Raw genomic sequence first — 12,244 nt, forward strand, 5'->3', positions numbered from 1 at the left:
GGAAGCCGCCCATGTGGGAAAATCGGCGAACACCTTTTAGACAAACTCAAACCCGCCCCCCGTTAATCCCCCAAATTCTTTGCGAACCCGCATGAAATAAGGGAATACGGTGCACGTTCCGGGTACCACCATATATATCGGCTTTTGAGCCGGACTGCGTCTCCCAGACGCAAACCCCAGCAAATAGAGGGGTCCGCGCGGATATGATTCGGCGAACTCGGGCACTGAAACGCAAAGTGCTCCAAGTCCTCCCCTCGAATTCCCCCCGGACAATCCCCCGAACATGGCTGCACCGAAGAAGACTGCACAAGGCACCTGGCGCGTGCAATTGGAAATTGGCGGAATACGAGACAGCGGCACCTTCGACACGAAGCGAGAAGCCGACGATTGGAATGCTCGCCGCACCATCGAATTGCGCACGGAGCGTAAAAAAGGCCCGGGCGCGAACCGCACGCTACTGGAGCTGTTTCGCGAGTACTCCGAGAAGGTCACGCCGAAGAAGCGCGGCAATGCGAAGGAGACCATCCGGCTGCTGGCCTTCGAGGATGCTGCTCAGCACAAGCTGCCCCTGAAGAAGCGAGTGCACGAGGTCACCAGCGAGGAGCTGGGGCGCTGGCGCGACGACCGCCTCAAGAAGAACCAGCCCGCCACGGTGCTGCGCGATATGGGGCTCATGTCCGCCGTCTTCGAGCACGCGAAGGTCGAGTGGAAATGGATCACGACCAACCCCATGCGCGACGTGCGCCGGCCGCAGACCAGCGAGCACCGTGAGCGCGTCATCACGGGGCCAGAGGTGCGCCGCATGCTGCGCCAGCTCGGACACGGCAAGACGGTGCGCACGGTGTCGCAGGCCATCGCGGGGGCCTTCCTGTTCGCACTGGCCACCGGCATGCGGGCGGGGGAGATCTGCAAGCTCCGATGGATCGACGTGCGGGGCGACTATGCCGTGCTGACGCACACGAAGACGAAGACCACCGGGCGCCACGTGCCGCTTGGGCCGATGGCGCGCGCGGTGGCCGAGCGCATGAAGGGGTGGGATGACGTGATGGTGTTCGGCCTGCAGGTGGAGAGCCTGGACACCCTGTTCCGCAAGGCGCGGAAGAAAGCCGGGCTGGAGGGCTTCACCTTCCACGACTCGCGGCATACGGCCTGCACGCATCTGGCGCAGCGCATCAACGTGCTGGACCTGTGCAAGATGATGGGGTGGGTCAAGACCACCCAGGCTCTCGTCTACTACAACCCGAAGGCCTCAGACATCGCGCGCCGCATCGGCGCTGCTGTGTGACTCCCACTCGACGACTTCGGCCAGCAGCCACTTGCCGTCCTTGCCGGGCGTGGGCACGTCGCCGCGGCGCACGCGTGCGGTGAGCGTGTTGCTGCTGACGCCGAGGCGGTTGCACATCTCGGAGCGGGTGAGGCGCGCGCCGGTCAGCCGCGCCATCTGCACGAATGCCGACGTGAGGCTGTCGATGCGTTGGATCAGGGCTTGGTCGGTCATGAAGGGTCTCCGGCGTCGATGCCGACGCTTGAACAGTCTGGGCAGCGAGTGCCCTTCGGGAGGGTGCACGCGAAGCCGCCCGAACGTCGGCCGCAGGGCGCTCCGGCAGAGAGAGCGTGCGCGAGGTGCCGTGCGTAGGTGCTGACAGCGCGCCAGTACGCCGCCATCGGCCCTTTGCGCTTCAACCAGGATTTCTCGGCTTCGGTGTTGGCCTGGTCACGCAGCTCGCGCATAACGGCTTCCAGCGGCGCGCGCTGCTCGGCAGGGAGGTCGAGCAAGGCGCGGCCGGCGGGCAACTTCAGCAAGGGGTTGAGGTAGCCCATCAGCCGATCCTAGGTGTGTTGTCGATCATGGCCGGCAGCAGCTTCTGCTTCTCGATGTGCTCCATGACCGTCTGCCCGTTGCCCAGCATCAGGTTGCCGAGGAAGGCGCCTTCGAAGGTCAGGATGCCGGTTTCGATGGCGGTGACCTGGCCTTTGATCCAGTCGCGCAGGATCGAATAAACGGCCACGCTCGCGATCTGCATGGCCTTGGCGTTGTGCTCGGCCTCGGTGGCCTGCGTGCGCGGCCCGCGCTTGTTTTCGCGCAGCCAGGCGGCGGCATAGCCCTTGATGCTGGCCTTCACCGTGGCCTCGCGGCCGTGGTACTGGAACTGCACCAGCACGATGCCCTCGCCGTCGTCGATCATGCTGCCGAACTTGTTGCAGCCGAAGCCGCGCAGAATCTTCTGGATGTCGCCAAGGGCGCGTTCGCCGCTGGTGGCGCTGGAGTAGGGAAGGCTCATCGCGCATCCCCTTCGCCCGTTTCCAGCGGCGTGTCGTCGGCCTGCAGGGCCGCGTGCGTCTCGTTCATCTGGGCTTCGTACTTCGCCTCCTGTTCCATCCAGGGCTCGGCAGGCGTCGACCTTTGCAGCGCGGCGGCCTTGATGAGTTGTCCAGGATGGCCACCGAGGTGTGCGTCCAGCATGCGCACCGTCTCCGCCTCGCCACGCTGCCAGGCCGCATGCCGGATGTTGTGGAGCGTGCTCGCCGTGGCTTGCGGCGCGTTTCGCGTGCACCGGCTGCAGTCGTTGCCATCGCAGGCCCAGTCCCCGCCAGAGAGCTGGGTGGCGTTGCACTTGGTGCCCACCTGGTGCGCATGGAATTCTGCGACAAGCGTCTCGATGGGGTTGGGGTGCCCGAACGCGTGGAGGCTGCGCGTGGCCTGCAGCTCGCGGATGAGATGGCCGGGCCCGACCAGCGCCTGCAGCACCAGGTGCAGTGCGGCGCGGTCAACGGTGATGCGTTCGGGCTCCATCGCTCAGCCCTTGTCCGCAGTGGCGATGAACGCGGCTTCGGGCGTCTGCGCGGCGCCGGGCGCTTCGTTGGGGAAGGGCCAGGGCTCGTCGTCCTTGTGACCGGCCGCACCCTTCTTGGCGCCCTTCGCCGGCGCTGCTGGTGCGGCCGCGGGCGCGCCGTCGTCGAGGTCCTGCTGCTTCACCTCGGGCTCCAGCAGCTTCATGGGCACTTCGCGGCTCTTGAGCATGGTCAGCTCGCCCATGACCAACTTGGGCACGTCGACCACCTCGATGGACCACCAGGCCGCGACGGTGCCGCCTTCCTTCGCTGCAAAGCGGAAGTTCTCGAGCGTGGCGTCGCCCATCTTCAGGTTCGACTTGCCGCCGATGCCGTGGTCGATCTCGACGTCATAGCCGCTCAGCTTGTCCGACCACGCCACCTTCTTGATGTGGCGCGCGAGCGAAGTGAGGTTCGGCAGGTCGCTGATGGGCTCGACGCCCGGCAGGGTCTGGCGCTTGTCCTTGGCGGTCTCAGCCGCGGCGCTCTTCTGGAACAGGGTGTTGCGCAGCGCCGGGTCGAACTCGGAAAGCACGTAGTTCGGCAGGTCGGCCTGCACGTTCAGGCGCACGCCCGGGTTGGCGCCGGCGGGCCGGTTCTTCTGGGAAAGCACAGTGACGTCCAGCACCTTGACCTTCGTGAATTCGGGGAGAGAGAACATGGGGCAGGGCTCCAGTGGTTGGGGGTTGATCAGCAGGGGATGGATTTGAGGAGCGCGCCGGTCAACATGACGACGAAGCGCTGGCCGGTCTGGTCGAACAGCACGAGGTCGACAGTGGGCTTGCCGGCCTGCGTGCCGTGCTGGATGACGACGGCTTTCTCGATCTCGATGGGCTTGAACTTGTCGCCCTGTGAGGCGTAGTCGAAGCCCTGGGCGATGGCGTCGTCGGCGTCTTCGCAGACGACGACGCTCAGGTGTTGTTGCGGTCCCATGGTGGCCTTTCGGTGGTGGAGAAAAGAAAAAGGGCGCCGCTTGCGCGGGCCGGCCGGGAATGAAGGAGGAGGGAGGAGACGGAAGCCCAGCCGGGCGCGCCCTGGAAAGGGGTCAGGCCGCGACGGCCTCGGGCTGGGTGGCGGCGAAGAAGACGTCCATGCACGCGCGCACGTCAACGATGGCGCTGTGCGCGCCTTCGAGCGGCTTGCCCATGAAGTGCGCGTAGGCCTCGCCCAGGTTGGCCGACTTCGGGCCGCGCATGCGGGCCGCCACCATCTTCTCGGTGGGTGGCAGCTTCAGGATCGGCGTGGCGATCTTCTGCGTGCACTGGGCGGCGCCTTCCTTCCACTCGTCGGCCAGCGCGCCGGGGAAGTGGCGCATCAGCGCAATGCGCACGATGCGGGCGTCAAAGGTCTCGTTGTGGCCGATGCGGCACTGGGCGCGCTGCCACATGGCCACCAGCATGCCGACGGCTTCCGCTTCGGGCACGCCGACAGCCGTGGCCAGGTCGGTGCTGATGCCGTGGATGGCAGTGACTTCCGCCGGAATCTCCCAGCCTTCCGGCTTCACGATCACGTCGAGGGTGCTCAGGACGCGGCGCGTTTCGAGATCGACCAGGATGGCGCCGAGCTGCACGATGTGCGGCTGGTCGGGGTGTTCGCTGGGCTCCTTGAAGAGCGGCAGGCCGGTTGTCTCCGAATCATAGAAAAGGGCGAGTTTCATTGGATCTGTCCAAGGTGGTTGCGGGTGGTGATGACGTGGGCCGGCATGCGCCCCTCGGCGTGCGCTCGCCTCAGGCTCGCAGTGATGCGCGCCTTGGCTTGCTCGGTGTGACGGAAGCCCGTCTTGTGGTGGCGGTTGTGCTCGGCGGCCGACAAGGGCACGAGGTTGTCCGGGTGCTCGTTGTTGACGTCCTCGTCGACGTGATGTGCATGCTCGGCCGCGGTCAGCGCGCGGCCGAGCTTCGCGGCCAACAGCACTCGGCTGCGGCGCACGTACAGGCCGCCGTGGCGAGGTGTCACGCGGGGAAAGAAGGCATGCGGCCTGATGCGCACGCGCCAGTAGCGGTTCTGCCCGCTGGGCGCGTACTCGCCGATGACCTGGATGCCGTGCAGCAACACGTACAGAGGCGCCTTGAGCTTGGCCATGTCAGGCGGCCTGCTTGGCCTGGATGCGCTGCACGTGGTCGACCAGCGCAGCGCAGATGTGCGGGAAGTCGGCCTCGTGATAGAGCACCGTGCTGCCGGCGCGCGCGGCCTGCGTGAAGCCCAGCGTGGCAAGGCCACCGGCGGTGATCTGGATCGGGGCCAGTCGCTCGTTGAGCACGCCCAGGCGCAGGGTGGGCGCGGCCAGCGGCGCTGCGGCCGCTTGCTGTGCGGCCACGATTGCGCGCCGGGCATCGATCGACGACACCACGTCAGCGCGCTGCGCGGTGGCGCTCTTGCTGAGTTCGTCGAGCAGCGGCGTCGGCACCGATTCGGCTTCGCGTGCTTCGGTGATGCTGGACTGCGCGGCGTTGTCTGCTTCGATGACTTGGGCGCGCACCCTTGCATCTTCTGCGGCGTCGGCCTTGCGCTTCTCTTCCTGCTCGGCGCGTACCGTGGCCTCGGCCTTCAAGCGCTCCTCGACGGCGATCTGCTCGCGCAATGCTGCCGCCTTGGCGGCTTCTTTCGCCTGGTGCTCGCCGATGCGCGCCTTCACCTGCGCGGCCAGGTCGTCGCTGGCCTTCAGCACCAGCTGCGCCACGTCGGGGAACAGGAACACATGCTCGCTGGCCAGTTCGCGCAGCGTGTTCATGTTGATCTGAATGCCGTCGGCGATGTCGCTCGCACTGATCTTGGCGTTGGCCAGCGTGGTGGCCACAGCCTCGCGCAGGCTGGTCATCGACTTCTTGCCCTTCATGGCGCCCGCGAAGTCCGCCTGTGCGGCGCTCGCCGGCATGTACTGGCGGCCCAGCCGCTCGTTGAGCGCGGCCACGTGCGCGGCCAGCGCCTTCACGCCGTTCTGCTGGATCTCGTTGCGGCGGTTTTCCTTCTCCACCGTGATCTTCCTGTTGAGGTCGAGCCGCACGCGGCGCGCCTCGGCGCTGATGTCCTCGATGGTGCGGAACAGCGCGTCGATGCTTTGCGTCTGGCTCAGTGCGTGCTGCTTGGCGGCGGCCAGCCGCTCCTCGACGTCGCCGCACCACTTCACAGTCTTCTCGGCGTCCGAGAACTGCTGATCCGTCACCAGCTCGGTGTTGATGGCGCCGAACACTTCCAGCGCGTGCACACGGAACTCGGCCAGGTTGCTGGCGGTGACCATGCCGGTAACCTCGATGTGCAGTGCCGGCAGCGTCTCGGGCGTGCGGCCCACGGGCTTCGCTTCGACCTGCGCCGGCGTGTAGGTCTGCAGCTCCTCGGCAAACAGCGCCCAGCCCTTCACGAGCGCATCGCGCATGACCGGGTCGGATGTGTACCAGCAGTGCATCTCGTCGATCAGCTCGTTGCCTCGCCAGCTCGATGCCATGAACAGGATCTTCTCAGCGCCCGAAATCATGAGCTGCTGTTCCATCTGCGCGCGGTAGGCGGGCGGCAGTGCCGAGCCGTCGCAGCCGCCGGCCATGACGGCCCGCAGGTCCTTGTTCAGCGTCTTGTGCTCAAAGCCGATCGACTCGTCCATGGTCAGGCCGTCGAACGAAGCCGACAGCCGCCCCGCGGCGCCCACCACCGGGAACAGCTCTTCGCCGATGAACTCCTCGGCCAGCGGGCGCGCCATCGCTTCGAAGGCGTGGCCATAGTCGAAGCGCTTCTGCTGGGCGGCATCGACCTCGGGTTCCTGGCCGGTGGCCAGCTTGTGCAGCAGCTGCGTGCGCGTCTGGTAGGGCGAGCAGCCCAGCATTGCCGGCGCGTCGCTGGCGTTGAAGTGGCTGGCGCGGTGGGCGTGCCACTCGGGCGAGCCCTGGATCAGGTTGAGCGTGTCCATGGTGATGGTCCTTTCAGTCGGTGTTGTTGAGTTCGTCGCTGCGGGCTTCCCACGCCGTGTTCAGCTCTTTGCGCTGCTCGGGGTCCTGCACGCTGCTGATGAGGTCGCCCGCGATGGCGAGCGCGTCGACGTCGCAGGCTTTGGCGATGCGGTCGGCGACCTGGGCGAAGGTCATGTGAATGACGCCATCGGCATCGGTTTTGGGCTGCACGTCGGTGGCCGGTGCTGCATCAGCGGCAGGCGATACCACGCGCGGCGCCGCGGCGCGGATCTGCTGCTGCTGGGCGTCGGTCAGCGGAAACTTGGTCTGCGCCATCGCGATGATCTGGTCGGCCGTCTTGCGGCCCTTGGCCATCACTTCGCGCCACGCCGGCAGGTTCTTGTCGAACTGGTCGGACGGGTAGGTCTCGGGCTGCACCACCTCGACATCGCCCATGTAACGCGCGGCCGGGATGTCGCCGGCTTCTTCGGCCACGGCCAAGCCCTTGATGACGTCGGCGAACTGGTCACGCAGCGCGAAGGCGCGGGCGCGCTGCTTGAGCATGCGGTCGCGGTACTGCGTCCACGGGCCTTGTTTGCCGAGCAGCCCGGCGGCCTTGGCGTCCTTCAGCGAGAACTCGGCTACCTTGTCGGTGCGGCCGTGGCGCTGCGCGATGCACACCGCGCGGAAGTCGTCGCCGGTGCCTTCGTAGCGCTCGACCACGTCCTTGCACACGGGCGAGGACAGCACCAGCGACAGCAGCGCGTCGCCCCAGATCGACGGGCGGCCATTGATGACCGCGATGCCCTGCAGCGCCTGCAGCGGCTTCAGGCCCACTTCGAAGCCCCACTGCATGGCGATCAGGCAGTTGCCGGGCTTGCCCTTGAAGTCCTTCGGCACCATGTCGCTGTCGGCCATGTAGTTGGCGAACGTCAGCGCCTGCTCGAAGGTTTGCGGGCTCAGGTCGAATTGGGGGGTGTGGGTGGTCAGTTCAGAGGAGGCCATGGGTTCTCTCGGGGTGGTGGTCAAAAGGGGACTTCTTCGTCTTGGCGCTTGGCCTCGACTGCGGCGATGGCCGCGGCGGCTTCTTCGATGGCGGCCGGCAGCGGGCCGGCGGTCTCGTTGCCGTGGAAGGCGTGCACGACCTGGCGCAGCGCGTCTTCGATGCGCGACGGCGTGGCGTTGCGCAAGGCCTTGGCCTCGGCTGCGTCCTTGTGATCCTGGACGGTCAGCATCGGGCCGCGCTTGCTGTCGTATTCGTGCAGCGTGATGCGAGCAACGACGCCTAGCATTTCGTCCCAGCACAGGCTGTCGCAGATGCGGCCGTCTTCGGTGACGCTCCACAGCTCCGAATCCAGCGAGCTGTCGCGCGATGAGGGCGCGAGCGTGAGGATGATGGTGCGGGGCATGTCAGCCTTTCAGGAGGTGGCGCACGGTCAGCACGACCAGCACCAGGAGGACGACCACGACCGCAGCCATGGCGCCGAAGAGCGAGCGCACGTCGCGCTGCGCGGATTCGTGTTGGCCGGCGCCTTCGAACCCCTGCAGGTCCTTGAGCTCGACGCACGCGGGGTAGGGCCGCTGGCGGCGCGCGCGCTTCTCGCGGGCGTCGGCCAGGACGACGGGGGCGTGGTAGCCGGTGTCTTGGCTCACGACGTCAGCCCGATCACGACCAGCGCCACCACGGTGACGATGTAGAGCGACCAGTCGGCAGCGCGGTGCGAGAGCGCCGGGTCGGCCATGGGCACGATGACGCCGCCGGCAGCGATGCCGAAGGCCTGCTCGAGCGTGCGGGGGCAGGGCGTGCAGCGCTCGTGCGTCGCGTCGACCGTCCCGACGAACTGGCGCGGCGCGGTCAGCGGGGTGTGGAAGAGGGCGCGGCTCACGATGCGCCGCCTTCGCGCCGCTGCTGCTCACTCACCGCAAAGTTCTCGCGCAAGTCCATCGCAGCCAGCTCTTCCTGCGTCACCGGAGACAGCCGACGAACGAAGCCACGGTAGTTCTGGGGCAACGGCTCTAGCTCGAGCTGCAGTTCCCGCGCGGGCATCGGCTTGTGCACGATGTGGGGGAAGTTCGGGCCGTTCATCTCAGGCCTCGACCTCGACGAACTCGCCCGCGGCGCTCAGCGAGTACCAGGTGTCGGGCTTGATGCCGTTCTGCCCCACCATCGACGAACGGATTGCGAGCAGCTTGCCGTAGCCGTCGCGGCAGACCACGGTGATGGCGCCGCCGGCGCTGGCCTTGGCCTTGCTGTCGATGCCGAGCGCGGCTGCCACGGCATGCTCGCCCGTCGTGGCAGCGTTGGCCCCTTCGCCCGTCGTGGCAGCGTTGGCCCTGTAGCCCGTCGTGGCAGCGTTGGCCCAGTTGCCCGTCGTGGCAGCGTTGGCCCTGTAGCCCGTCGTGGCAGCGTTGGCCCAGTTGCCCGTCGTGGCAGCGTTGGCCCCTTCGCCCGTCGTGGCAGCGTTGGCCCCTCCGCCCGTCGTGGCAGCGTTGGCCCTGTAGCCCGTCGTGGCAGCGTTGGCCCCTTCGCCCGTCGTGGCAGCGTTGGCCCCTCCGCCCGTCGTGGCAGCGTTGGCCCCTTCGCCCGTCGTGGCAGCGTTGGCCCCTTCGCCCGTCGTGGCAGCGTTGGCCCCTCCGCCCGTCGTGGCAGCGTTGGCCCCTTCGCCCGTCGTGGCAGCGTTGGCCCTGTAGCCCGTCGTGGCAGCGTTGGCCCTGTAGCCCGTCGTGGCAGTTGCCTCGGGGTTCGCGCCGTCCGCCTCCACCTGCGCTTCAATCTTCGCGGTGTCCGCCCCGGCCATGGACACCGTGTGCGTGACCACGCCCGAAGTGTCCAGCGACTTGAACGCCGCCGACGCCAGCCAGTCGGCATCGGCGTAGCGCTTGTTCGCGCGCAGCAGCGCATAGACCTCGCCGAAGTCCGCACCCTGCGGAAACTTCTCAAGGAACCAGCGGTAGCCGTCGCTGCACGGGCTGTGCGGCTTCAGCCATTCCTTCGTGATCTTCGTGAGCCCGCTGACCTGGGTCGCGGGGGCTTCTTGCGAGGTTGCTTCCATGTCCATCTCCGTGTTGGGATGGACAAAGTATCACTCTAGTGATTTATGTTGTCAACACTGAAGTGATTAAAACTTTTCAACTGTGATGTTTGAGGCGAAAAAAAACCCGCTCGCGGCGGGCTGGTGCTGGTGCCCCCAGCAGGGTTTAGGCGCTCGGGCGAGCGCGCATACGCTCAGGTCTCAATGCTCGCGTGGCGGGCTGAAAGGAGCGAGATGGAAAGCGAGCAGATGGTGGGCGCAGAGAGGTGGTCCGAAATACGGGTGGCGACCGGCACGCCGATGGGGGTCATGCGGAGCGGGGTAAAGGTCGTAGAAGACGCCCCGCTTTTCGACATCAGCGGCCCGGACGGTGAGCACTTCAAGCTATGGGCCGATGGGCGCTTTTCTGGCTTCAAGGCTGGCACGCAGGTGGTCGTCAATCACGGGGCACGGCTGGAATTTTTCGAGGTCATGTCGGACCCGCAGTAGCCCCGCGCGTTACGAACTCGGCAACCATGCGTTTGGTGGCGACACCCGGACGCTCACCAGTTCGTTCATCCGGGCGCGGCGCCCGGACGACCAGTACAGAACCCATTGGCGTGCGTTGCGCCATGCCCTGGAGTTGGCTCTGTCGTTCGGTGCGGGTACTCGCAGCCATCTCCTGCAGGTAGTCCTCGCTGCTCTCATCGATGAAAAAGCTCCGGCACGACGAGCATTCAAACATCTTCCCGTCGGGATCAGACACGGCGCTGAACCTGGCAGGTTGATCGCAGAGAGGGCAGGCTTGGTTTGGCATTTTTCTCGATGGTCAGTTGCAGCTGATGGTGTTGCGGTCGGCGCGGCAGAATTTGCCGTCCGCGCGCCACAGTGTTCGTCCGTCAGTCCCTGTTCGGTTGTAGCGGGCGCCTGAGGTGTCCCAGCACCCAGTGCGGTCGCAAGCCGAAATGTTCCTTGGCCCGTTGGCGACCATACGTTGGCGGGCTTCCTCGGCCCTAGCTGCTCGTTCCTCACGGCGGCCCTGCTCTTCGTTGAGTTGCGCCGTTCGCCGCTGCATGTTGCGCTCGTCTTGCTCGCGGATGCGTTGGTTTGGGTCACTTGGGATGATGCCGGCGCCAGCGTTGCCCACGGCGTCGCTGGTGGGCTCTCGCAGGATGCGCGAGGCGTTCTCGATGCTCTCCAAGTTGCGCTGCGCGGCGTAAGGGTCGGTGGGTGTGTCTGTGGCGCTGCGCCCCAGTACCTGCAGTGCGCTCTTGGCCGTGGTCGGGCACGGCACGTCGCTGAAAGAGGTCTTGCCGGCGGCGTCAGTACACCGGTGAACCTGAGCGTGCGCGCTGCCCACGAAAGCGATGGCGGCGAGCGCTGCAAAAAAGAGCTTCATGTTCTTCTCTCCCTATGCGCGCCGAGGTAATAAACCCGAGAAATACCGGAGCTCGGGGAACCGGCGGCGCGTACCTTCGTTTCTAATTGTGTATCGAAGTTATAAAGTCGAGCCGACTGCTTTATTTCGATCCGCCGGATGCCACTTTTTGCGGTGCGTGCAGTTCCCCCGACAGGCGCTTCTCAATGAGCGGGAGTAAATCCGCATTGGCACTTGGGTTCTCGATGAACGCTGTCATCAGCTTGACGATCCCACTGCGGTCTTCCGTCGCCGATTTTTCGATGGCAGCGCCGAGTAAAGCGAGCGTCGAAATGCTTACCGACACCGGCGCACCAAGTGCGCTCATCGTCATTGGCGGCTCGGTCATCAACACGACCGCATAGTCGTCGGTCTCACATCGCAGATATTCCGGCGGCACACGGAGCACCTTGGCGATGTCCACCAGGCTTTCGCCGTAACCGCGGTGACCGCCTTCGATGTTCCCGATCGTGCTCTGAACAACACCAGCCGCCCGCGCGAGTGCAGCCTGCGTAAGGCCTGCAGCCTTGCGCAAGCGCTTCAGGCGCTCCGGTATCTCTTCCATCCCTTCGATTGCATCACTTGCGTGAATCACTGAGGTGTTGACTTCATTATCACTGCGGTGATAATTGAGTAATGGACCAATCACAAGCCACTCCGCTTCCATCGCATGTTCTGGCGCTCCTGCGGGCTGCCGAGATCTGCGGTGGCATCACCAAACTCGCGATTGCCTTGAGCGTCGGCCAAAGCGTCGTCAGCAACTGGAAGACGCGCGCAACACTGATCGATGCCGTGTACTGCGTTTCCATCGAGCGGTTGACCTTCGGAGAAGTAGGGCGCAAGCAGCTGCGACCCGAAGACTGGGCCGATATCTGGCCAGAACTCGCCTCGGTCGCCGAACGCACCCCCGAGCCCGAAGCCAAGGCGGCCTAAGTGCTGCGCTACCCCCACATCACAGGCCATGCGCTGTGCGTGCTGGCTGCTGGCGTCGGCCTGTACGGCTCGTTCTTCGACCGCCCGGGCTTGCTCGTTGTCGCGGCAGCCGCGGGCGTGATCGGTTTCTTCCTGCTCATGGGCGGCGCGCACGCGCTGCAGAGCGAGTAGGG

At 66.0% G+C, this 12,244-nt stretch carries 21 protein-coding genes; 4 read left to right on the plus strand and 17 right to left on the minus strand.

The features are described from left to right. Positions 1–283 precede the first annotated feature (283 nt). Positions 284–1,285, plus strand: a complete 1,002-nt coding sequence (locus tag VLK31_RS06950) for a tyrosine-type recombinase/integrase (protein ID WP_409167647.1) — start codon at positions 284–286, stop codon at positions 1,283–1,285. Here the strand turns inward: VLK31_RS06950 and VLK31_RS06955 are convergent. The 15 genes from VLK31_RS06955 to VLK31_RS07025 form a co-directional block, all read right to left on the minus strand. After that, the gene (locus VLK31_RS06955) at positions 1,250–1,498 is read right to left on the minus strand and encodes a helix-turn-helix transcriptional regulator (RefSeq protein ID WP_409167648.1); all 249 of its coding nucleotides are present in this window, start codon (positions 1,496–1,498) and stop codon (positions 1,250–1,252) included. The two genes, VLK31_RS06950 and VLK31_RS06955, sit on opposite strands and share 36 nt — an antisense overlap. Next, the gene (locus VLK31_RS06960) at positions 1,495–1,821 is read right to left on the minus strand and encodes a hypothetical protein (protein WP_409167649.1); all 327 of its coding nucleotides are present in this window, start codon (positions 1,819–1,821) and stop codon (positions 1,495–1,497) included. The genes VLK31_RS06955 and VLK31_RS06960 overlap by 4 nt, the downstream gene beginning before the upstream one ends. Continuing rightward, positions 1,821–2,282 carry a hypothetical protein gene (locus tag VLK31_RS06965; RefSeq protein ID WP_409167650.1) on the minus strand — a complete coding sequence of 154 codons (462 nt, stop codon included), beginning with the start codon at positions 2,280–2,282 and terminating at the stop codon, positions 1,821–1,823. Before VLK31_RS06965 ends, VLK31_RS06960 begins: the two co-directional genes overlap by 1 nt. After that, positions 2,279–2,794 carry a hypothetical protein gene (locus tag VLK31_RS06970; RefSeq protein WP_409167651.1) on the minus strand — a complete coding sequence of 172 codons (516 nt, stop codon included), beginning with the start codon at positions 2,792–2,794 and terminating at the stop codon, positions 2,279–2,281. Before VLK31_RS06970 ends, VLK31_RS06965 begins: the two co-directional genes overlap by 4 nt. Positions 2,795–2,797: 3 nt before the next feature. After that, a complete protein-coding gene (locus VLK31_RS06975) occupies positions 2,798–3,493 on the minus strand; it encodes a hypothetical protein (RefSeq protein WP_409167652.1) in 696 nt (231 codons plus the stop codon). Between the two features lie 29 nt (positions 3,494–3,522). After that, positions 3,523–3,765 carry a hypothetical protein gene (locus VLK31_RS06980; RefSeq protein WP_409167653.1) on the minus strand — a complete coding sequence of 81 codons (243 nt, stop codon included), beginning with the start codon at positions 3,763–3,765 and terminating at the stop codon, positions 3,523–3,525. Between the two features lie 112 nt (positions 3,766–3,877). Next, positions 3,878–4,489, minus strand: coding sequence for an exonuclease domain-containing protein (locus tag VLK31_RS06985; protein WP_409167654.1), 612 nt, complete (start codon positions 4,487–4,489; stop codon positions 3,878–3,880). Next, positions 4,486–4,914 carry a hypothetical protein gene (locus VLK31_RS06990; RefSeq protein WP_409167655.1) on the minus strand — a complete coding sequence of 143 codons (429 nt, stop codon included), beginning with the start codon at positions 4,912–4,914 and terminating at the stop codon, positions 4,486–4,488. Before VLK31_RS06990 ends, VLK31_RS06985 begins: the two co-directional genes overlap by 4 nt. A gap of 1 nt (position 4,915) precedes the next feature. Further along, the gene (locus VLK31_RS06995) at positions 4,916–6,730 is read right to left on the minus strand and encodes a YqaJ viral recombinase family protein (protein WP_409167656.1); all 1,815 of its coding nucleotides are present in this window, start codon (positions 6,728–6,730) and stop codon (positions 4,916–4,918) included. A 13-nt stretch (positions 6,731–6,743) separates the two neighbouring features. After that, a complete protein-coding gene (locus VLK31_RS07000; RefSeq protein WP_409167657.1) occupies positions 6,744–7,715 on the minus strand; it encodes a hypothetical protein in 972 nt (323 codons plus the stop codon). A gap of 20 nt (positions 7,716–7,735) precedes the next feature. Beyond that, entirely contained in the window at positions 7,736–8,119 is a 384-nt protein-coding gene (locus VLK31_RS07005; protein WP_409167658.1) for a hypothetical protein, read from the minus strand. Position 8,120: 1 nt separating this feature from the next. Further along, positions 8,121–8,363: a hypothetical protein gene (locus VLK31_RS07010; RefSeq protein ID WP_409167659.1), complete on the minus strand. Its 243-nt coding sequence runs from the start codon at positions 8,361–8,363 to the stop codon at positions 8,121–8,123. Further along, positions 8,360–8,596, minus strand: coding sequence for a hypothetical protein (locus VLK31_RS07015; RefSeq protein WP_409167660.1), 237 nt, complete (start codon positions 8,594–8,596; stop codon positions 8,360–8,362). The genes VLK31_RS07010 and VLK31_RS07015 overlap by 4 nt, the downstream gene beginning before the upstream one ends. Next, entirely contained in the window at positions 8,593–8,796 is a 204-nt protein-coding gene (locus tag VLK31_RS07020; RefSeq protein WP_409167661.1) for a hypothetical protein, read from the minus strand. The genes VLK31_RS07015 and VLK31_RS07020 overlap by 4 nt, the downstream gene beginning before the upstream one ends. A gap of 1 nt (position 8,797) precedes the next feature. Beyond that, the gene (locus VLK31_RS07025; protein WP_409167662.1) at positions 8,798–9,763 is read right to left on the minus strand and encodes a hypothetical protein; all 966 of its coding nucleotides are present in this window, start codon (positions 9,761–9,763) and stop codon (positions 8,798–8,800) included. Positions 9,764–9,976: 213 nt separating this feature from the next. On the opposite strand from VLK31_RS07025, the gene VLK31_RS07030 reads away from it, so the two are divergent. Continuing rightward, entirely contained in the window at positions 9,977–10,231 is a 255-nt protein-coding gene (locus tag VLK31_RS07030) for a hypothetical protein (RefSeq protein ID WP_409167663.1), read from the plus strand. 319 nt (positions 10,232–10,550) lie between these two features. Here VLK31_RS07030 and VLK31_RS07035 read toward each other — a convergent pair whose 3' ends face one another. Continuing rightward, positions 10,551–11,120 (minus strand): DUF4124 domain-containing protein, encoded by a 570-nt coding sequence (locus tag VLK31_RS07035; protein ID WP_409167664.1) that lies wholly within the window; start codon positions 11,118–11,120, stop codon positions 10,551–10,553. A 121-nt stretch (positions 11,121–11,241) separates the two neighbouring features. Then, on the minus strand, positions 11,242–11,787 hold the full coding sequence (locus VLK31_RS07040) for a helix-turn-helix domain-containing protein (protein WP_409167665.1): 546 nt from the start codon (positions 11,785–11,787) through the stop codon (positions 11,242–11,244). Between VLK31_RS07040 and VLK31_RS07045 the strand changes: the two genes are divergently transcribed. Both VLK31_RS07045 and VLK31_RS07050 read left to right on the plus strand, forming a co-directional pair. After that, positions 11,775–12,071: a transcriptional regulator gene (locus VLK31_RS07045; protein WP_409167666.1), complete on the plus strand. Its 297-nt coding sequence runs from the start codon at positions 11,775–11,777 to the stop codon at positions 12,069–12,071. The two genes, VLK31_RS07040 and VLK31_RS07045, sit on opposite strands and share 13 nt — an antisense overlap. After that, the gene (locus tag VLK31_RS07050) at positions 12,072–12,242 is read left to right on the plus strand and encodes a hypothetical protein (protein WP_409167667.1); all 171 of its coding nucleotides are present in this window, start codon (positions 12,072–12,074) and stop codon (positions 12,240–12,242) included. Positions 12,243–12,244 lie beyond the last annotated feature (2 nt).

It is taken from the genome of Variovorax sp. H27-G14 (assembly GCF_046156345.1).
GTDB lineage: Bacteria > Pseudomonadota > Gammaproteobacteria > Burkholderiales > Burkholderiaceae_C > Variovorax.